At 60.3% G+C, this 21173-nt stretch carries 16 protein-coding genes and 3 tRNA genes; all 19 read left to right on the forward strand.

Going from position 1 to position 21173, the window contains the following annotated elements:
• The 19 genes from asd to KW848_RS15980 all read left to right on the forward strand — a co-directional run bounded on the left by asd (window position 1) and on the right by KW848_RS15980 (window position 21159).
• Complete coding sequence (gene asd / locus KW848_RS15890; RefSeq protein ID WP_218537411.1) at window positions 1–1113, forward strand: aspartate-semialdehyde dehydrogenase; 1113 nt, start codon at window positions 1–3, stop codon at window positions 1111–1113.
• A 149-nt stretch (window positions 1114–1262) separates the two neighbouring features.
• Window positions 1263–2273, forward strand: coding sequence for an aspartate-semialdehyde dehydrogenase (locus tag KW848_RS15895; protein ID WP_134101396.1), 1011 nt, complete (start codon window positions 1263–1265; stop codon window positions 2271–2273).
• A 207-nt stretch (window positions 2274–2480) separates the two neighbouring features.
• A complete protein-coding gene (locus tag KW848_RS15900) occupies window positions 2481–5360 on the forward strand; it encodes a FimV/HubP family polar landmark protein (protein ID WP_218537412.1) in 2880 nt (959 codons plus the stop codon).
• Window positions 5361–5638: 278 nt separating this feature from the next.
• Window positions 5639–6493, forward strand: coding sequence for a tRNA pseudouridine(38-40) synthase TruA (gene truA, locus KW848_RS15905; protein WP_111450533.1), 855 nt, complete (start codon window positions 5639–5641; stop codon window positions 6491–6493).
• A 63-nt stretch (window positions 6494–6556) separates the two neighbouring features.
• The gene (locus tag KW848_RS15910) at window positions 6557–7177 is read left to right on the forward strand and encodes a phosphoribosylanthranilate isomerase (RefSeq protein WP_123365495.1); all 621 of its coding nucleotides are present in this window, start codon (window positions 6557–6559) and stop codon (window positions 7175–7177) included.
• 182 nt (window positions 7178–7359) lie between these two features.
• Window positions 7360–8280 carry an acetyl-CoA carboxylase, carboxyltransferase subunit beta gene (gene accD, locus KW848_RS15915; protein WP_218537413.1) on the forward strand — a complete coding sequence of 307 codons (921 nt, stop codon included), beginning with the start codon at window positions 7360–7362 and terminating at the stop codon, window positions 8278–8280.
• The gene (gene folC / locus KW848_RS15920; protein WP_218537414.1) at window positions 8277–9584 is read left to right on the forward strand and encodes a bifunctional tetrahydrofolate synthase/dihydrofolate synthase; all 1308 of its coding nucleotides are present in this window, start codon (window positions 8277–8279) and stop codon (window positions 9582–9584) included. Before accD ends, folC begins: the two co-directional genes overlap by 4 nt.
• Entirely contained in the window at window positions 9568–10227 is a 660-nt protein-coding gene (locus KW848_RS15925; RefSeq protein WP_218537415.1) for an SPOR domain-containing protein, read from the forward strand. Before folC ends, KW848_RS15925 begins: the two co-directional genes overlap by 17 nt.
• A 98-nt stretch (window positions 10228–10325) precedes the next feature.
• Window positions 10326–10886, forward strand: a complete 561-nt coding sequence (locus KW848_RS15930) for a CvpA family protein (protein ID WP_008145596.1) — start codon at window positions 10326–10328, stop codon at window positions 10884–10886.
• 41 nt (window positions 10887–10927) lie between these two features.
• The gene (gene purF, locus KW848_RS15935; protein ID WP_008145601.1) at window positions 10928–12433 is read left to right on the forward strand and encodes an amidophosphoribosyltransferase; all 1506 of its coding nucleotides are present in this window, start codon (window positions 10928–10930) and stop codon (window positions 12431–12433) included.
• A 132-nt stretch (window positions 12434–12565) separates the two neighbouring features.
• Window positions 12566–13777 (forward strand): O-succinylhomoserine sulfhydrylase, encoded by a 1212-nt coding sequence (locus tag KW848_RS15940; protein ID WP_046047729.1) that lies wholly within the window; start codon window positions 12566–12568, stop codon window positions 13775–13777.
• A complete protein-coding gene (locus tag KW848_RS15945; protein WP_008145603.1) occupies window positions 13774–14550 on the forward strand; it encodes an SDR family oxidoreductase in 777 nt (258 codons plus the stop codon). The genes KW848_RS15940 and KW848_RS15945 overlap by 4 nt, the downstream gene beginning before the upstream one ends.
• 159 nt (window positions 14551–14709) lie before the next feature.
• Window positions 14710–14785 (forward strand) — tRNA-Val (locus KW848_RS15950).
• A 55-nt stretch (window positions 14786–14840) separates the two neighbouring features.
• Window positions 14841–14917 (forward strand) — tRNA-Asp (locus KW848_RS15955).
• A gap of 93 nt (window positions 14918–15010) precedes the next feature.
• Window positions 15011–15087 (forward strand) — tRNA-Asp (locus KW848_RS15960).
• A gap of 392 nt (window positions 15088–15479) precedes the next feature.
• Window positions 15480–15989, forward strand: a complete 510-nt coding sequence (locus KW848_RS15965; RefSeq protein ID WP_218537416.1) for a sigma-70 family RNA polymerase sigma factor — start codon at window positions 15480–15482, stop codon at window positions 15987–15989.
• Entirely contained in the window at window positions 15986–16936 is a 951-nt protein-coding gene (locus KW848_RS15970; protein ID WP_218537417.1) for a FecR domain-containing protein, read from the forward strand. The genes KW848_RS15965 and KW848_RS15970 overlap by 4 nt, the downstream gene beginning before the upstream one ends.
• A 67-nt stretch (window positions 16937–17003) precedes the next feature.
• Complete coding sequence (locus tag KW848_RS15975) at window positions 17004–19427, forward strand: TonB-dependent receptor (protein ID WP_218537418.1); 2424 nt, start codon at window positions 17004–17006, stop codon at window positions 19425–19427.
• 355 nt (window positions 19428–19782) lie between these two features.
• Window positions 19783–21159, forward strand: coding sequence for a diaminobutyrate--2-oxoglutarate transaminase (locus KW848_RS15980; RefSeq protein ID WP_218537469.1), 1377 nt, complete (start codon window positions 19783–19785; stop codon window positions 21157–21159).
• Window positions 21160–21173: the final 14 nt, after the last annotated feature.

The raw sequence follows: 21173 nt of genomic DNA on the forward strand, positions 1-21173 counted from the left end.
ATGAAACGTGTAGGTCTGATCGGTTGGCGCGGTATGGTCGGTTCCGTGCTCATGCAGCGGATGCTGGAAGAGCAGGATTTCGATCTTATTGAGCCGGTGTTTTTCACCACTTCCAATGTCGGTGGCCAAGGCCCGTCCGTGGGCAAGGACATTGCTCCGCTCAAGGACGCTTACAGCATTGATGAGCTGAAAACCCTCGACGTGATTCTGACCTGCCAGGGTGGCGACTACACCAGCGAAGTGTTCCCGAAGCTGCGCGAAGCCGGCTGGCAGGGTTACTGGATCGACGCCGCTTCCAGCCTGCGCATGCAGGATGACGCGGTCATCGTGCTGGACCCGGTGAACCGCAAGGTCATCGACCAGCAACTCGACGCGGGCACCAAGAACTACATCGGCGGCAACTGCACCGTCAGCCTGATGCTGATGGGCCTGGGCGGTCTGTTCGAAGCCGGTCTGGTGGAGTGGATGAGCGCCATGACCTATCAGGCGGCCTCCGGTGCCGGCGCGCAGAACATGCGCGAACTGATCAAGCAAATGGGCGCGACCCACGCCGCTGTCGCCGATCAACTGGCCGACCCGGCCAGCGCGATCCTCGACATCGATCGTCGTGTCGCCGAAGCCATGCGCAGCGACGCGTACCCGACCGAGAACTTCGGCGTACCGCTGGCCGGCAGCCTGATCCCGTGGATCGACAAGGAACTGCCAAACGGACAGAGCCGCGAAGAGTGGAAGGCCCAGGCTGAGACCAACAAGATCCTGGGTCGCTTCAAGAGCCCGATCCCGGTCGATGGTATCTGCGTGCGTATCGGCGCCATGCGCTGCCACAGTCAGGCGCTGACCATCAAACTGAACAAAGACGTGCCGATCGCTGATATCGAAGGGCTGATCAGCCAGCACAACCCTTGGGTCAAACTGGTGCCGAACAGCCGCGAAATCAGCATGCAGGAGCTGAGCCCTACAAAGGTCACCGGTACCCTGAACGTGCCGGTTGGCCGTCTGCGCAAGCTGAACATGGGCACGCAGTATGTCGGCGCGTTCACCGTCGGCGACCAACTGCTGTGGGGCGCGGCCGAACCGCTGCGTCGCATGCTGCGGATCCTGCTTGAGCGTTGATCGGTTGAAGTCATAAAAGAACCCGTGCCTTGAAAGAGGTGCGGGTTTTTTAGTTTTTGGTGCAGGCACCACAAATCCCCGGCAGAAATTGCCTGCATGCCAACCACCCGGTAAAGTGCCGCTCCCCCCGTTTCGCCAGAGGTAGAACCATGAGCCAGTCCTTTGATATTGCCGTGATCGGCGCCACCGGTACTGTCGGCGAAACGCTCGTGCAGATTCTCGAAGAGCGCGACTTCCCGGTCGGCAATCTGCACCTGCTCGCCAGCAGCGAATCGGCCGGGCATTCAGTGCCGTTTCGCGGCAAGAACGTACGGGTGCGGGAAGTCGATGAGTTCGACTTCAGTAAAGTCCAGCTGGTGTTCTTCGCTGCCGGCCCGGCGGTAACCCTGAGTTTCGCTTCGCGTGCCACCGCCGCCGGTTGCTCGCTGATCGACCTGTCCGGCGCCTTGCCGGCTGATCAGGCGCCACAGGTCGTGCCTGAAGCCAACGCGCAGGTGCTGGCCGGTTTGAAAAAGCCGTTCCAGGTCAGCAGTCCAAGCCCTTCGGCCACTACACTGGCGGTTGTGCTGGCACCGTTGCTCGGCTTGCTCGATCTGCAACGCATCAATTTGACCGCCAGCCTGGCCGTCTCCGCCCAAGGCCGCGAAGCCGTCACCGAGCTGGCACGGCAAACGGCCGAGCTGCTCAATGTGCGTCCGCTGGAGCCGACCTTCTTCGATCGGCAGATGGCCTTCAACCTGCTGGCGCAAGTGGGCAAGCCTGATGATCAGGGCCATACGCTGCTGGAAAAACGCCTGGTGCGCGAGCTGCGTCAGGTCATGGCGCTGCCTTTATTAAAGATTTCCGTGACTTGCATTCAAGCCCCGGTGTTTTTTGGCGATAGCTTTAACGTGACCTTGCAGTCATCGAGCGACATCGACCTGGCAAAAGTCAATGCCGCCCTGGAAGACGCGCCCGGTATCGAGTTGGTGGAAGCCGGCGATTACCCGACGCCGGTAGGCGATGCGGTAGGGCAGGACGTGGTCTACGTTGGTCGGGTTCGCCACGGGATCGACGACCTGTCGGAACTTAATTTGTGGCTGACGTCAGATAACGTACGCAAAGGCGCCGCGCTCAATGCTGTGCAGGTGGCTGAATTGTTGATAAAAGACCTGCTGTAAAAGATACTTGGCAACAATTTGTCGTATGAATCCAGCCGGGCGCTATGCTTGGCCGGACTGCTGAAGGCGGGCTCCCTCCGGGGCTTTGCGTGGCATGAATGAAATGATCGCGCGCGACGACTCTTCGCCGCCGCACGCAATGCCTTACGGCAGCGACTATCAATACCTTCTCGCTGGCCGAGGAATGTTCAAACAAAGGATGAGGCTATGGTTCAAGTTCGCAAACTGGTGTTAGCAATAGCGGCCGCCTCGGCGCTGTCCTCCGGTATGGCGCATGCCCTCGGGCTCGGGGAATTGACCCTGAAGTCGACGCTGAACCAGCCCCTGGTGGCAGAAATCGAGTTGCTCGACGTCAAGGACCTCTCCGCTGCCGAAGTGGTGCCGAGCCTGGCTTCGCCTGAAGATTTCGCCAAGGCCGGTGTCGACCGCCAGGCGTTTCTCAATGACCTGACCTTTACCCCGGTGCTCAACGCCAGCGGCAAAAGCATCCTGCGTGTGACGTCCAGCAAACCACTCTCCGAACCCATGGTGAAATTCCTGGTGCAGGTGATGTGGCCCAACGGTCGCCTGCTGCGCGATTACAGCGTGCTGCTCGATCCGTCCAAATTCTCGCCGCAAACCGCTGAAGCGGCTGCGCAGCCTGCACCGACGCAAACCGTCACCGCACCGGTGACCGGTGGCACCAAAGCAACCCAATACACCACCGCGCCGCGCGATACCCTGTGGGAAATCGCCGAGAAGACGCGCAATGGCGGCTCGGTCCAGCAAACCATGCTGGCCATCCAGGCGTTGAATCCGGATGCCTTTATCGACGGCAACATCAACCGGTTGAAAGCCGGTCAGGTGCTGCGTCTGCCGGATCAGGCGCAGAGCACCAATCTGCCGCAACCGAAGGCAATTGCCGAAGTCTCCGCGCAGAACACCGCGTGGCGTCAGGGTCGTCGCTACGTGGCGAAGTCCGGGACCGGACAGCAGCAGCTCGATGCCACCAAGCGCGCTCGCGGTGAAGGCCCTTCATCGCAAACGGCGACAGACAAGCTGAGCCTGGTCTCTGCCGAGTCCGGCAAGGCCGGTGGCAAAGGCGCAGCGGGCGATGCCAAGAATTTGAGCAACAAGCTGGCCGTGACCCAGGAAAGCCTCGACACGACCCGTCGTGACAACGCCGAACTGAAAAGCCGCATGACCGATCTGCAAAGTCAGCTGGACAAGCTGCAACGCCTGATCGAACTGAAAAACAATCAACTGGCCAAGTTGCAGGCTGAAGGCGCTGCGGGTGCGCCGGCACCCGGTGCGACCGCTCCGGCAATGTCAGCCGAACTGGCGGCCAATTCTGATGCAACGCCTGCACCTGCGCCTGAAGCGGCTGCTCCCGAGGCCGCTGCGCCTCCGGCCGAGCAGCCTGTCGAGCCGACGCCGGCAGCCTCCGACGATCAGCAATTCAAGGAACTGCTGACCAATCCGTGGCTGCTGGGCTTGGCAGGTGGCGGTGCCGTGGTGGCGTTGTTCCTGCTGTTGTTGCTGGCACGTCGCCGCAAAGCCCAGCAAGAAGCCGAGAAGCATGTGCGCATGGCCCGTGATTTGGCCGAGGAGCAGGCGTTCTCCGCTGAACTCGACCTGCCAAAAGGCATCTTCGATGATTTGGAAGTGCCGCCGCCGAGCGTGAAGCTCGCTACCGCGCCAACCCCAACCCCAACGCCACCGCCTGCACCAGCCAAGGCTCCCGCGCCGGCTCCGGTGATTGCTCCGGTTGTGGTAACGCCGCCGATCGCTGCGCCATTGGTTTCGCCTGCTGGCGAGCGCAATGACGATGTGTTGAGCAAGGCGCAGTCGCACATCACTGCCGGTCGTCTGAATCAGGCGGCTGCCTTGCTGGAGGACGGGATCAAGCAAGAGCCGCAACGCAGTGACTTGCGCCTCAAGCTGATGGAAGTCTACGGTCAGCAAGGCGATCGCGATGCATTCGTTGCCCAGGAACGCCAGCTGGTGGCCAACGGGGACAACTTTGCTCAGGTCGAAAAACTCAAGAGCCGCTTCCCGGCCATGGTCATTGCGGCAGCCGGAGGTATCGCAGCCGCTGCAATCGCTGCCGAACTGGACGCGCAATACGTCAAGGATCTGCTGCTGGACGAGCCTGAGGCGCCGGCACCGGCTGTGCCTGATGACTTCGACACTGCGTTCGATTTAAGCCTGGATGATCTGGAAACTGCCTCGGCGGCAGGGGTTGCACCAGAGCCAGAGCCAGAACCAGAACTCGATGATCTCGACAGTGCTTTCGATTTGAGCCTGGATGATCTGGAAACTGCCTCGCCGGCAGTGGTTGCACCCGAGCCAGCACCGGAACCAGCATCAGAAAAACCTGAACCTGAACCTGAACCTGGGCTCGATGATCTCGACAGTGCCTTCGATTTGAGCCTGGATGATCTGGACGCGGCCTCTCCGGCAGTGGTTGCACCAGAACCAGAACCAAAAGCAGAGCCAGTGTCTGTGGCTGAGCTGGACGCGTTCCCGCTGGACGACGACCTGAGCTTCGAGTCGGTGTTGCAGCAGCAGACCGACATCAAGGAAAACCTCGATGACCTGTCGGACTTCGACCTGGATATGGATCTCGGTGGGGATGCCTCGCCGGCGACCCTGGCCGAAGACGACTTCCTGTTGAGCCTGGATGACGGCGTCAAGGACCTTGATATACCTGTCGCTGAAGCGCCGGCTGTTCCTGCGGCTGCGCTGGACGATCTGGAGCTGCCAGCCGATTTCGACCTGTCGCTGGCTGACGAAATGGACGCGCCAGACGCTCCGGACGCGTTTGCCGCCGAACTGGAAGACGTCAACGCCGAACTGGATCGTCTGTCCCAGAGCCTTGGCGAGCCGAGCTTCACGGCGGAAGATGCGATGGCCTCCGCCGCTGACGAGCCGGAATTCGATTTCCTTTCCGGCACCGACGAAGTCGCGACCAAACTCGATCTGGCCCAGGCCTACATCGACATGGGCGACGCCGACGGCGCCCGGGACATCCTCAATGAAGTGGTGACCGAGGGTGATTCAGGTCAGAAGACCGAAGCCAAGGAAATGCTTTCGCGTCTGGCTTGATTGATCGGTAAGGCGTAAACAAAACGGCAGCCCATTGAGGCTGCCGTTTTGTTTCAGTCCACGACAGCTCGTTCCCACGCTCTGCGTGGGAATGCCGCCAGGGACGCTCCGCGTTCCGCTTCTGAATGTGACGCAGAGCGTCACGGGATGCATTCCCACGCAGAGCGTGGGAACGATCAACCCCGACACGTAAGGCCACAAAAAACATACGCCTCTGGCGTCCCTGCCTGACAGCCTTATAATGCCCGCCTTTGCGTATATCAGCAGGCTGTCACTCCTTGGCAAATATAGATAATCCGGCCGCCGAACTGGCGGCCGAGGGCTTTTTCCGGATCGCTTTAGGCGTTGAATACAAAGGCTCGCGCTATCGCGGCTGGCAGCGCCAGGCCTCCGGCGTACTCACCGTGCAGGAGACGCTCGAAAAGGCCTTGTCCAAAGTCGCCGACTCACCGGTGTCACTGCTCTGCGCCGGGCGTACGGATGCCGGCGTGCATGCGTGCGGCCAGGTGGTGCATTTCGATACTCAGGTCGAGCGTTCGATGAAAGCCTGGGTCATGGGCGCCAATATCAATTTGCCTCACGACGTCAGTGTCAGCTGGGCCAAGGTCATGCCGGCGCATTTTCATGCGCGGTTCAAGGCCATTGCCCGGCGCTATCGCTACGTGATCTACAACGATCAGATCCGCCCGGCGCACCTGAACGAAGAAATCACCTGGAATCACCGTCCGCTGGACGTCGAGCGTATGGCTGAAGCGGCACAGTACCTGGTCGGCACCCACGATTTCAGCGCTTTCCGTGCCGGCCAGTGCCAGGCCAAATCGCCGATCAAGGAGCTGCATCACCTGCGTGTCACGCGCCACGGCAAGATGATCGTGCTGGACATCCGCGCCAGCGCCTTCCTGCACCACATGGTGCGCAACATTGCTGGCGTGCTGATGACTATCGGTGCCGGCGAGCGCCCGGTGGAGTGGATGAAAGAAGTGCTGGAGAGCCGCATTCGCCGTTCCGGTGGGGTGACGGCGCACCCGTACGGCCTGTACCTGGTGCAGGTCGAGTACCGCGACGAGTTCCAATTGCCCGAGCGTTACATCGGGCCGCACTTCCTGACCGGTTTCTCGGAACTTGACGGCTGACGCCTTCGAACGCTTTTGTTACCATCCGGGACTTTCTCGGATTTAACTTGGGGTTCTATCGACATGTCGGCCGTTCGCAGCAAGATTTGTGGGATTACCCGCATAGAAGATGCGTTGGCGGCGGTTGAGGCCGGGGCTGATGCGATCGGATTTGTGTTCTACGCCAAAAGCCCTCGGGCCGTGACGTTTCAGCAGGCGCGCTCGATCATCGAGGCGTTGCCGCCGTTCGTGACCACCGTAGGGTTGTTCGTCAATGCCAGCCGCTGCGAGTTGGGGGAAATCCTCGACGCCGTGCCGCTGGACCTGTTGCAGTTCCATGGCGACGAAACCGCGGCCGAGTGCGAAGGCTGGCACCGTCCGTACATCAAGGCGCTACGGGTCAAGGCCGGTGACGACATCGCGGCCGCATGCGATGCGTTTCCAGGCGCCAGCGGTATCCTGCTCGACGCCTACGTTGAAGGCGTACCCGGCGGAACCGGTGAAGCGTTTGACTGGTCTCTGATACCGCAAGGCTTGAGCAAGCCGATCATCCTGGCGGGTGGCTTGACGCCGGACAATGTCGCCGAGGCGATTGCAAGGGTTCAGCCTTATGCCGTGGACGTCAGCGGCGGAGTGGAGGCGAGCAAGGGCATCAAGGATCACGCAAAGATTCAGGCATTCATCAAAGCCGTACGCGGAAGCTGATGTGACGGCTGGCACACTGCCGCCGTCCACAGGCATGGCTGAGGGTTTTTGGGGTGTACGCAGGTCACGCTTCACTGACCCGGCAACCCATCGATCATCGCCACACACATGAATTTAGCTCAAGGGCATACGCGGGGCTGCGAACCAGAGTGTTCGGGCCGCCGGTACTGGAGAAAGAAAGCATGAGCAACTGGTTAGTAGACAAACTGATCCCTTCGATCATGCGTTCCGAGGTCAAGAAGAGCTCGGTGCCTGAAGGTCTTTGGCACAAATGCCCGTCTTGCGAGGCTGTGCTGTATCGTCCGGAGCTGGAAAAGACCCTGGACGTTTGCCCCAAGTGCAACCACCACATGCGTATCGGCGCACGCGCCCGCATTGATATCTTCCTTGACGCTGAAGGCCGTGCCGAACTGGGCGCGGACCTGGAGCCGGTTGACCGTCTGAAGTTCCGCGACGGCAAGAAGTACAAGGATCGCCTGAGCGCTGCGCAGAAGCAGACCGGCGAAAAAGACGCCCTGATATCCATGAGCGGCACCTTGCTGGGTATGCCGGTGGTGGTGGCAGCCTTCGAATTCTCCTTCATGGGTGGTTCGATGGGCGCCATCGTTGGTGAGCGTTTTGTTCGCGCTGCCAACTACGCGCTGGAAAACCGTTGCCCAATGATCTGCTTCGCCGCTTCCGGCGGTGCGCGGATGCAGGAAGCCCTGATTTCTCTGATGCAAATGGCCAAGACCTCTGCGGTGCTGGCGCGTCTGCGTGAAGAAGGCATTCCGTTCATCTCCGTACTGACCGACCCGGTCTACGGTGGTGTTTCCGCCAGTCTGGCGATGCTCGGCGACGTGATTGTCGGTGAGCCGAAAGCCCTGATCGGCTTCGCCGGTCCGCGCGTGATCGAGCAGACCGTGCGTGAAAAACTGCCGGAAGGCTTCCAGCGCAGCGAATTCCTGCTGGAACACGGTGCGATCGACATGATCATCCACCGCCAGGAACTGCGTCCGCGTCTGGGCAATCTGCTGGCACAAATGATGGGCCTGCCGACGCCGAAATTCGTCGCCGCGCCAATCGAGCCAATCGTGGTTCCACCGGTACCCGCCAACCTATGATCGAACGTACCCTTGGCGAGTGGCTCGCCTACCTTGAGCAGTTGCACCCTTCAGCCATCGACATGGGCCTGGAGCGCTCGCAACAGGTAGCGTCCCGCATGGGGCTGGGCAAGCCGGCGCCTCGGGTGATTACGGTCACCGGCACCAACGGCAAAGGTTCTACCTGCGCATTCGTGGCTTCGTTGCTGCGGGCGCAGGGCCTGAGCGTCGGTGTCTACAATTCTCCGCACCTGCTGCGTTACAACGAGCGGGTGCAGGTCAATGGCGTCGAAGCCACTGACGCCGAGCTGTGCAAAGCCTTTGCTGCGGTCGAGGCGGGGCGTGGCGACACATCCCTGACGTATTTCGAAATGGGCACCCTCGCGGCGTTCTGGCTGTTTCAACACGCCAGTCTCGATGCAGTGGTGCTGGAAGTCGGGCTGGGCGGGCGTCTGGACACGGTCAATGTGGTCGATGCCGACATGGCGCTGGTCACCAGCATCGGTGTCGATCACGCGGACTATCTGGGTGATACCCGTGAATCCGTAGCGTTCGAAAAGGCCGGCATCTTCCGCCAGGGCGCGCCTGCGCTGTGTGGCGACCTGAATCCTCCACAGCCTCTGCTGGATAAAGCGCGCGAGCTCAATTGCCCGTTTTTCCTGCGTGGGCGCGATTTCGACCTCGGCATCACCGATCACAACTGGCAATGGCGCGGTCTTGACGCTCAAGGGCGTGTGGTTGAGCTGCATGATCTGCCGTTGCTCGATCTGCCGATGGAAAACGCCGCGCTGGCGTTGCAGGCTTACCTGTTGCTCGGGTTGCCTTGGGTGGATGCCCACATTATTGCTGCGCTGAAAGCCACACGGGTGGTCGGTCGCCTCGATCGCCGTCAGTTTGACTGGCAGGGCAAGCGCCTGAACCTGTTACTGGACGTGGGGCATAACCCCCATGCGGCAGAGTATCTGGCTCGCCGTCTGGCCAGCCGTCCACCGGCTGGCAAGCGTCTGGCCGTGTTTGGACTGTTGGCAGACAAGGATCTGGATGGTGTTGTCGGTGAATTGAATGCTAGTGTCCAGCATTGGGCTGTCGCGCCGCTGGATTCACCGCGAGCACGCCCGGTTGCCGATTTGCACGCGGCGTTGCGCAACCTTGGCGCCTCGGTAACATCCTATGACAGCGTGGCCGCCGCCCTGGAAGGGCAGTGCGCGCTGGCGACGAGCGACGACGAGATTCTGTTGTTCGGATCATTTTATTGTGTCGCCGAGGCCCTCGAATGGCTGGCCCGGCGCTCCACGGAGGAAGCGGCAAATGGCATTGCTGGATAAGGCATACAAACAGCGCATGGTCGGTGCCCTGGTTCTGGTAGCGCTGGCGGTGATTTTCCTGCCGATGCTGTTTTCCCGTCAGGATGAACAGCGTCAAGTGACGGTTGACGCCCCGGCTGCGCCGCAAGCGCCTGCGGTGCCGCCAGTTCAGGTGGAGCCGGTGGTGGTGCCTGAGCCGCAAGCGCTGCCTCAGGAACCTGTGCCGAGTGATGATGAAATCGCTCAGCAAGAAGCACCGTCGACAGTGATTTCCCCGAGCGTGCCGGTGGCGCCTGCGCCTGCCGCCAAACCGGTCGCGCCAGCACCTGCGCCGGTCAACAAACCAACGGTTGCACCTGGCCAGCCCATCACGGCTGCACCGGGCAAGCCGGACACGACCCAAAGCCGCGTCGATGCCAATGGCCTGTCGGTCAGTTGGTCGGTGCAACTGGCCAGCCTGTCGAGCCGTGCAAGTGCAGAAAGCCTGCAGAAATCCCTGCGCAGCCAAGGCTACAACGCCTACATTCGTACTGCCGACGGCAAGAATCGGGTGTTTGTCGGGCCGCTAATCGAGCGCGCAGAAGCTGATCGTCTGCGTGACTTGTTGAGCCGCCAGCAGAACCTCAAGGGTTTTGTGGTGCGTTTCCAGCCTGAGCGTGGCTAAAACTATCGACCTGATTTGAAATGCACTGACAATCGCAGCTTACCGACAGCCATGCGCTCTGCTAAAATGCGCCGCCTTATCCGTCTGTAGGCTGCACTGTGCCATTTACCTGGGTTGACTGGGCGATCGTTGCAATCGTCGCCATCTCCGCATTGATCAGTCTGAGCCGCGGCTTTGTCAAAGAAGCACTGTCGCTGGTGACCTGGATCATCGCAGGAGTCGTCGCCTGGATGTTCGGTGGTTCATTGTCCGAGTACCTCGCCGGATACATCCAAACGCCGTCGGCCCGTGTGATCACGGGCTGTGCCATCATGTTTGTCGCCACATTAATCGTAGGCGCGATGATCAATTATCTTATCGGCGAATTGGTTCGCGTCACCGGGCTGTCCGGGACCGATCGATTCCTCGGCATGGCCTTTGGCGCCGCGCGTGGCGTGTTGCTGGTGGTCGTGGCGGTCGGGCTGTTGAGCCTAGGGCCGGTACAGCAGGACGGGTGGTGGAAAGAGTCACAGCTCGTGCCAAAATTTCTATTGGTTGCAGACTGGTCCAAAAACCTGATTCTGGGGTGGAGCAGTCAGTGGCTTGCCAGCGGTATCAGCGTACCCGCTGAGATACCGTTCAAGGAGCACCTCTTGCCGATGGCCAAAACGCCTCAGTGAGTTGTGTTCAGTTCAGATCCATTAAGTAGGGGTTGCGTCGCATGTGTGGCATCGTCGGTATCGTCGGTAAGTCGAACGTCAATCAGGCGCTGTATGACGCGCTAACCGTCCTCCAGCACCGCGGCCAGGACGCTGCCGGTATCGTGACCAGCCATGATGGCCGGTTATTCCTGCGCAAGGACAATGGCCTGGTACGTGACGTGTTCCATCAGCGTCACATGCAGCGCCTGGTCGGTCACATGGGTATTGGCCATGTGCGTTACCCGACCGCGGGCAGTTCGACTTCGGCCGAAGCCCAACCGTTTTACGTCAACTCGCCTTACGGCATCACCCTGGCGCACAACGGTAACCTGACCAACGTTGAACAGCTGGCCAAGGAGATTTACGAATCTGACCTGCGCCACGTCAACACCAACTCCGATTCGGAAGTGCTGCTCAACGTGTTCGCTCACGAACTGGCCCAGCGCGGCAAGTTGCAGCCAACCGAAGAAGACGTGTTCGCGGCTGTTACTGACGTGCACAACCGTTGCGTCGGTGGTTACGCGGTTGTGGCGATGGTGACCGGTTACGGCATCGTCGGTTTCCGCGACCCGCACGGCATCCGCCCGATCGTCTTCGGTCAGCGTCACACCGACGAAGGCGTCGAGTACATGATCGCCTCCGAAAGCGTTTCCCTGGACGTGCTCGGTTTCACCCTGATTCGCGACCTGGCGCCGGGCGAAGCGGTCTACATCACTGAAGACGGCAAGCTGCACACCCGTCAGTGTGCGACCAACCCGTCCCTGACCCCGTGCATCTTCGAACACGTCTATCTGGCGCGTCCGGATTCGATCATCGACGGCGTGTCGGTCTATAAGGCACGCCTGCGCATGGGCGAGAAACTCGCCGAGAAGATTCTGCGCGAGCGTCCGAACCACGACATCGACGTGGTCATCCCGATTCCGGATACCAGCCGCACCGCGGCCCTCGAGTTGGCGAACCACTTGGGCGTCAAGTTCCGCGAAGGCTTCGTGAAGAACCGCTACATCGGCCGGACCTTCATTATGCCGGGCCAGGCTGCACGGAAAAAATCCGTACGCCAGAAGCTCAACGCCATCGAGCTGGAATTCCGCGGCAAGAACGTGATGCTGGTGGACGACTCCATCGTTCGCGGCACCACCTGCAAGCAGATCATCCAGATGGCCCGGGAAGCCGGCGCCAAGAACGTCTACTTCTGCTCCGCAGCACCGGCCGTTCGTTACCCGAACGTCTACGGCATCGACATGCCGAGCGCTCACGAGTTGATCGCCCATAACCGTTCGACCCAGGACGTGGCTGATCTGATCGGCGCTGACTGGTTGATCTATCAGGACTTGCCTGACTTGATCGAAGCGGTCGGTGGCGGCAAGATCAAGATCGAGAAGTTCGATTGCGCGGTGTTCGACGGTCAGTACGTCACCGGCGACGTCGACGAGGCTTACCTGAACAAGATCGAGCAGGCACGTAACGATGCTTCCAAGGTCAAGACACAGGCAGTCAGCGCGATCATTGATCTGTATAACAACTGAGTAAACGAACGGCCTGTAGGAGCGAGGCTTGCCCGCGAAGCTTTTGGCGTTCCCAAAGGCCCCTTCGCGGGCAAGCCATGCTCCTACAGGCCGGTTTTGTATCCATTACCGAGTAGGGCAAGGAGTGACAGCATGAGTCAGGATTGGGATGCCGGTCGGCTGGACAGCGACCTTGAAGGCGTAGCGTTCGACACCCTGGCCGTACGCGCCGGTCAGCACCGCACGCCGGAAGGCGAACACGGCGATCCGATGTTCTTCACTTCCAGCTACGTATTCCGTACCGCCGCCGACGCGGCCGCGCGCTTTGCCGGTGAAGTGCCGGGTAACGTTTACTCGCGCTACACCAACCCGACCGTGCGTGCGTTCGAAGAGCGCATTGCCGCGCTGGAAAGCGCCGAACAAGCCGTGGCCACGGCGACCGGCATGGCTGCGATCATGGCGGTGGTGATGAGCCTGTGCAGTGCCGGCGATCACGTGCTGGTATCGCGCAGCGTGTTCGGTTCGACCATCAGTCTGTTCGAGAAGTACTTCAAGCGCTTTGGCATTGAAGTCGATTACGTGCCTCTGGCGGACTTGTCCGGCTGGGATGCGGCGATCAAGGCCAACACTAAACTGCTGTTCGTCGAATCGCCCTCCAATCCGCTGGCAGAGCTGGTAGACATCGCCGAACTGTCGAAAATCGCTCACGCCAAAGGCGCGATGCTGGTGGTCGACAACTGCTTCTGCACCCCTGCGTTGCAGCAGCCGCTGAAGATGGGCGCGGACATCGTCGTGCACTCGGCGACCAAGTTCATCGACGGCCAGGGCCGTTGCATGGGCGGTGTTGTGGCCGGTCGCAGCGAGCAGATGAAAGAAGTCGTCGGTTTCCTGCGCACTGCCGGGCCGACCCTGAGCCCGTTCAACGCCTGGATCTTCCTCAAGGGCCTGGAAACCCTGAGCCTGCGCATGAAGGCTCACTGCGCCAATGCCCAGCAACTGGCCGAATGGCTAGAGCAGCAGGAAGGTATCGAGAAAGTCCATTACGCCGGTCTCAAAAGCCATCCGCAGCATGAGCTGGCCCTGCGTCAGCAGAAAGGCTTTGGTGCGGTCGTGAGTTTCGAGGTCAAGGGCGGCAAAGAGGGCGCCTGGCGTTTCATCGATGCGACCCGTCTGATTTCCATCACCGCCAACCTCGGTGACAGCAAAACCACCATTACGCACCCAAGCACCACCTCTCACGGCCGTCTGGCGCCGCAAGAGCGTGAAGCGGCGGGCATTCGTGACAGCCTGATCCGCATCGCGGTCGGCCTGGAAGACGTGGCAGACCTGCAAGCCGATCTGGCGCGCGGGTTGGCTGCCTTGTGATCGAGTTGTCCACGCCAGGCACTGGCACCAATGGCCGCGTTGCACTGGTCACGGGTGCTGCGCGGGGCATTGGTCTGGGGATCTCGGCCTGGCTGATCAGCGAAGGCTGGCAGGTGGTGCTGACTGATCTTGATCGAGTGCGCGGTTCGAAAGTGGCGAAGGTGCTCGGCGACAACGCCTGGTTCATCGCCATGGACGTCTCGAACGAAGGGCAGGTGGCATTGGGCGTCGCCGAAGTGCTGGGGCAGTTCGGGCGTCTGGATGCGCTGGTGTGCAACGCGGCGGTTGCCGATCCGCACAACATCACCCTTGAAAGCCTGGATCTGGCGTACTGGAATCGGGTGCTGGCGGTGAATCTCAGTGGGCCGATGCTGTTGGCCAAGCACTGTGCGCCGTACCTGCGCGCTCACAGCGGCGCGATCGTCAACCTGGCCTCGACCCGCGCCGGGCAGTCGGAACCCGACACCGAGGCTTATGCGGCCAGCAAGGGCGGTCTGTTGGCCCTGACTCATGCCTTGGCGATCAGCCTCGGGCCGGAAATCCGCGTCAATGCGGTCAGCCCGGGCTGGATCGATGCGCGGGATCCCTCCGCACGTCGTGCCGAACCTCTGACCGATGCCGATCATGCTCAGCATCCGGCGGGCAGGGTAGGGACGGTCGAGGATGTGGCGGCGATGGTCGCCTGGCTGTTGTCGAAGAACGCCGGGTTTGTCACAGGCCAGGAGTTCGTGGTCGATGGCGGCATGACCAAGAAGATGATTTACAGCGAGTAATTCGAGCAGGAGCCGCGACAGCGGCGGCTTGAGGTTGCAGGCGGCCATTGGCAGCGCTGCGGGAAATGACATGATTTTGTCTTTTTCAGAAAAACTTCAAGCGGGGTATTGACTTAGCTTCGGTACCTGCGTAAATTTCGCGGCCTCGGAGATGCAAACGGGTGATTAGCTCAGCTGGGAGAGCGTCTGCCTTACAAGCAGAATGTCGGCGGTTCGATCCCGTCATCACCCACCACTTCCGAGAGTCTTGCGAAAGCAAGATGGAAGCTTTTAAAAGCCTCCACCGACGCGCAGCGGTAGTTCAGTCGGTTAGAATACCGGCCTGTCACGCCGGGGGTCGCGGGTTCGAGTCCCGTCCGCTGCGCCATATTTTCCGAATCAGAGTTTGTTCTGGTTCGAGATTGAAAGCCTCGAAGCTTTCAGTCAGACGAGTTACTTGGACGCAAGTCCAAAGCGATACGCAGCGGTAGTTCAGTCGGTTAGAATACCGGCCTGTCACGCCGGGGGTCGCGGGTTCGAGTCCCGTCCGCTGCGCCATATCTGCATCAAGGCCCACTGAACGCCTTGGCGCTACGAAGAAAGCCGCTGGTAAAGCCAGTGTCTACTTCGAGTCGATAGCAAAGACCCTGGTCGAAAGACCGGGGTTTTTTGTGTCTGCGATTTGGCTTTTCTCCTGGTCCCCGCAACCATGGGCATTCGTATCTGCCAGCCACATGCGGCCGTGTATCGAATTCTGACTCTTCTCGACAATTTCCCTCAATAACGCTCAGCCCTGACTTACCGGTGGCTGCGTGGCAGAAACACCTGTCTCTCATTCACGTATTCAAGTTTTTCCTGGGGGCAAAACGCATAAAGCGCTTGGTTTGACGTATCAACACTAATTAGAATGAGTCGCATTTAAAATATTTCTTCGCGCAGGGTTCCTTTAGATGAGTGATGCAGCGATGCCGGCGGCGCAAACCTTCCACGACCTGTACCGCGACCATCGTGGCTGGCTCGAAAGCTGGTTGAGTCGACGCATGAGCAATGGCCATGATGCGGCGGACTTGAGCCAGGATACGTTCGTGCGTTTACTCGCCAGCTCCCAGCACATCGCTGACCTGCAAGAACCCCGCGCCTATCTGGCGACGGTCGGTAAGCGACTGCTCACCAATTTTTATAAGCGCCGCAGCCTGGAACAGGCCTACCTCAGTGCGCTGGCGCTGCTGCCTGAGGACTGCGTGCCGTCTCCCGAGCAACGCTGGCTACTGCTGGAAACCCTGCAAGCCCTGGATGAATTGCTCGATGGATTGCCGACCGCGGTGCGAAGAGCGTTTCTCTGGAGCCAGTTGGAGGGGTTGGGTTATCACGAGATTGCTGAACGCCTGCAAGTCTCTGAGCGCACGATCAAGCGCTACATGGCGCAAGCCTATGAACATTGCCTGCTGGTGCAAATGTGATCGGTTCAACCCCTTCGGCTGAAGCTCGGCAAGTCGTGCGGGCTGCCGCTCAATGGCTGGCACTCATGGAGTCAGGTGCCGCCAACGAGCGCGATCGTGCCAATCTGCAGCACTGGCGTGACAGCCATCCCAGTCATGAACAGGCCTGGCAGAAAGCCCAGCTCTTGCGCCAACGCTTTGCCGACCTGCCGTCGGCACTGGCCATGGCCAGCCTGGATCGGCCGCAGACGAGTCGGCGCACGGTGCTTAAGCGCGCCGTCGGCGCGGTGGCGCTGGTGCCAACCGCTTGGCTGATCAGTCGGCAGCTACCTCTGGACGTCTGGCGTGCTGACCTGCGAACCGCGACCGGGGAGGGTAAAAAAGTCCAGTTGGCGGATGGCGGCTCGCTGCAATTGAATACCGCGAGTGCCGTCGATATCGACCTGAAGAATCGGCGACTGACACTCGTGGAAGGCGAAATAGCGCTGAAGGTGCCCGGCACATCGCCACTGACGGTCCAGACGCACTTCGGGCAAGTGGTCGTCAGTCAGAGCGAAGTGTGCGTTCGTCAGGGGCAGGCGGGGTGCAAGGTGTCAGTGCTTAAAGGCTCGGTGCAGTTGCAGCCTTTGCGCGGACCGGTCTTTTCATTGCGCGCAGGCCAGCAAGTCGGCCTTCAGGCGATGGGAGCCGGACGCGCCGAACCTTTCGATGTGCTAGCCCCAGGCTGGCGCGACGGCGTGTTGATGGCACAGAACCAGCCCCTGGGCGATTTTCTGCGCGAGCTCAGCACCTATCGTCCGGGACTGTTGCGTTGGGAGCCGGAACTGGAATCCCTGCGCGTCACCGGCAGTTTCCGTCTGGAAGACACCGATCGCATCCTGACGTTGCTGGCGGCCAGCTTGCCGCTGGAGGTGCATAGGCGAACCCGCTACTGGGTCACGTTGCTGCCGCGCAAAAATAGTGTTTGAGGTGTGTCCCCTTTTTTCGCGTCGCTTGTCATTCAGGGCAAGTGAAACGAAATCAGAGAGATTCTCAATGCTCGTAGTGATGCCCTGCAGTCCGCGTCTGGGTTCTTCCAGGCTGCGCCCGTTGTTGCACTTGAGTCTGATGCTGAGTCTGAGTGCCTGTCCGTTGTTCATCACTGCCGGTTGGGCCGAAGACGCGCCTCGACGCAGTTACCAGGTGCCGGCAGGAAGCCTCAGTGCAGCGTTGACCCGTTTTGCCGGGTTGGCCGGGGTCAATCTGTCAGTGGACCCGGCACTGGTGGGCAGTCGCACCAGCCCTGGACTTTCCGGCGAATACGCGGTCGAGGAGGGCTTTGCCCGACTGTTGCAGGGTTCCGGTCTGCAACTGCAGCCGGTAGGCGAAGAGGCGTACATCCTGACCCCGGCGCCAGAAGGCGGCAGCCTGCAACTGGGCGCCACCTCGATTGTCGGTGCCACTGACTCGGAACACGGCGATCCGTATGTCGGCGGTCAGGTCGCGCGCCGCGGTTCACAGGGCCTGCTGGGCTCGAAAGACTTTATGGAGACGCCGTTCAGCATGACCACCTACACCAGTGAGGTGGTCAAAAACCAGCAGGCGCGTACCTTGGGCGACGTGATCGCCAACGATCCTTCGGTTCGCGTTACCAACCCGGCGGGTGGGCGCTATGAGCAGTTCACCATTCGAGGGTTGAGCCTGTTCAACAGTGATGTTTCCTACAACGGCCTCTACGGCGTCCTGCCGACCTATACGATCGACATGGAGATGGCCGACCGCGTCGACGTCCTCAAAGGCCCGAGCCAGCTCATCAACGGCATCTCGCCGCGGGGCAGCGTGGGTGGAGGGATCAACGTGGTGCCCAAGCGCGCGACCGACAAGCCCATCACTTCATTCACCGGCAGTTACGCGTCCGACAGCCAGGTCGGCGGTGCCGTGGATGTCGGCCGGCGCTTTGGTGAAGACAACAAGTTCGGTCTTCGTTTCAACGGCGTGAAGCAGTCTGGCGACACCGAATGGGATCACCAGAATGTCGACCGCGAGATGGCCGTGCTGGGCCTGGATTTTCGCGGTGAACGCCTGAGGCTCTCGACGGACATCGGGCGCACCGAACGTGATACCGACGCCCCGCAGGAACGCGTACAGGTTGGCCCTAACGCGCAGGTTCCGCATGCCAGCGATGTGCGCCGCAATTATGCGCAGCCCTGGAGCAAGGCGAGTACCAACGACACGTTCGGCATGGTGAACGCTGAATTCGATGTCAACGATTCCGTCATGCTGTACGGCGGCGTGGGCGCGCGCAAAAGTAATCATGACTTCCTCCGACATGCCGTTTCGGTCACCAACGACGCCGGCAATTTCAGCGTTCAACCGCGTGACTTCACCCGTGACGAAAATGTCCGGACGGCCACAGCGGGTGTGCGCAACTGGTTCCATACCGGCCCGGTCAGCCATGAAGTCAACCTGGCCGCCAGCTATTACTACATGGACTTTGAAAACGGCGGTGCCCGTTATGCTGCGGCCAACAGCAACATTTATCACCCCGTTGAAACACCAACGCCTGGCAGACCCACGCGACAGGATTCGGAGGTCTATACCGAAAACCGTTCCACCGGTGTGGCGTTGTCCGACACCCTGGGTTTCTTCGATGACCGGCTGCTGCTGACCCTCGGCGCCCGCTGGCAGCGCGTGAAGGTTGACGACTGGACCGATAACGTCAGAGGCGACACCGGCTACGACGAGGAAAAGGTTTCGCCGTCAGGCGGCATCCTGTTCAAGGCGACCGACAAGCTGTCGCTGTATGCCAACTATATGGAAGGCCTGAGCCAGGGCAAGATCGCACCGTCTACCTCGGTGAACGAGGACGAGATCTTCCCGCCGTTCATCAGCCGCCAGGTCGAGGTCGGTGCCAAGTATGACGCCGGTCCGTTCGCCGTCACCGCCGCCGTGTTCCGGATCAAGCAGCCGGCTTACGAGACCAATGCCATCACGCGCGTCTTCGGCCCGAACGGCAAGCGTGAGAACACCGGTGTGGAATTGAGTGTGTTCGGTGAACCGCTCGATGGTTTCCGTCTGCTCGGCGGTGTCATGTACATCGACAGCGAGTTGAAGGACACCACCAATGGCACCTTCGACGGCAACCGGGCACCGGCCACGCCGAAATACAACGTGAACCTGGGCGCCGAGTGGGACGTGCCGACTGTACAGGGCCTGACCCTGACCAGCCGTGGCATCTATTCGAGCTCGCAGTATCTGGACCAGTCCAACGTTAAGGAAATCGACTCCTGGGAGCGTTTCGACGTGGGCGCACGCTACGCGTTCAAGGTCGAGGAAAAGAACATCACCCTGCGTGCCAATGTCGAGAACGTGGCGGACAAGCGCTACTGGAGTTCGGCCGGAGCCTCGGATGACAGTGAGCCTGGCTTGACACTGTCGACCCCGCGCACCTACCTCCTTTCGGCGACCGTCGACTTCTGATTTGCCCCTGTCATGCGCCCCAGGGACCGGGGCGTATTCGTTGGACCTTGACCTGATTCGTATAGAGGAAGGACATATGCAAACCCTCAGTTAATGAACAATCGAGACACTTGCGTATCAGTCGCTATCTGTCGGTAGCCTATATATAAGTTGTCAGCTGCATTACAAAAATATGGCCAGATCATGGCGCTTCCGGAGTTCATACCAGGTTTATTAACTTGGTTTTTTGCGTGCCTGATTATTTTTAAAGTAGTTCAAATCGCTATATGTAAATTTCCAAATTGGTAGTAAGAATTAGTTGCAACAACTTCCAAATGAGAATAAGTTGCATATCGAATTTAACGAGGGTGAAGCGATGTTGAATGATGGCGTATTGCACTCTAATCCTTTGCAAAAGACCAATGCCGACTATTTGGCTCGACAAAGCAAGTTCGAATCTAATGTACGCAGTTATCCACGCAAGTTACCACTGGCGATCGCCAAGGCGCACGGGCTCTGGGTGACGGATGTCGAGGGCAATACTTACCTCGACTGTCTGGCCGGCGCCGGCACTTTGGCCCTGGGGCACAATCATCCGGCCGTCATGGCCAGCCTCGACAGCTTCCTCGCCTCAGGCCTGCCGATGCACACCCTGGACCTGACCACTGCGGTCAAGGACGCTTTCAGCGAAACCTTGCTCAGCCTGTTGCCGAACCAGGGCCGTGATTATTGCCTGCAATTTTGCGGGCCGTCCGGGGCGGATGCAGTGGAGGCCGCGCTGAAACTGGCCAAGACCTACACCGGGCGCAACAACATCATCAGTTTCTCCGGGGCTTACCATGGCATGACCCACGGCGCTCTGGCCCTGACCGGCAACACTGCGCCGAAAAATGCCATCGCCAGCCTGATGCCCGGGGTGCAGTTCATGCCGTACCCCCACGAATACCGTTGCCCGCTGGGCATTGGCGGTGAAACCGGGGTCGAGGCCTTGACCCACTATTTCACCCAGTTCATCGAAGACGTCGAAAGCGGCGTGTCACTGCCGGCGGCGGTGATCCTTGAAGCGGTGCAGGGTGAGGGCGGGGTCAACTGTGCCCCGGTGAGCTGGCTGCGGGCGATCCGTGAAGTGACGCGCAAGCACGGCATCCTGCTGATCCTCGACGAAGTGCAGACCGGTTTCGGCCGCACCGGCAAGATGTTTGCCTTCGAACACGCCGACATCGAGCCGGACCTGATCGTCATGTCCAAAGCGGTCGGTGGCGGTTTGCCCATGGCGGTGCTGGGCATCCGTCGTGAATTCGACGCCTGGGAACCAGGCAATCATGCCGGCACTTTCCGCGGCAACCAGATGGCCATGGCCGCCGGGCTGGCCACGTTGCAGGTGTTGCAACAGCAAAACCTTGCCGCCCAGGCCGATCGCCAGGGTCAGTGGCTCAAGGACCGACTGGTCGAGTTGCAGGCGCATTATCCGGCCCTCGGCCAGGTGCGCGGTCGCGGCCTGATGCTGGGCATCGAGATCGTCGATGAGCGCCAGCCGGCTGATCGCCACGGGCATTTCCCGACGGACCCGGCGCTGGCCGTGGCCATCCAGCAACAGTGCTTCAAACAAGGCCTGTTGCTGGAACGCGGCGGGCGTAAGGGCAATGTCATTCGCTTGTTGCCACCCTTGATTATCGACAATGAACAATGCCAGCAAGTCATCCAGCGTTTTGATAATGCGATGGCGGCAGCGTTATTGCAGTTGCGCCCTTGAATGAGTTAATCGAA

Source organism: Pseudomonas sp. PDM25 (assembly GCF_019219045.1).
Taxonomy (GTDB): Bacteria; Pseudomonadota; Gammaproteobacteria; order Pseudomonadales; family Pseudomonadaceae; genus Aquipseudomonas.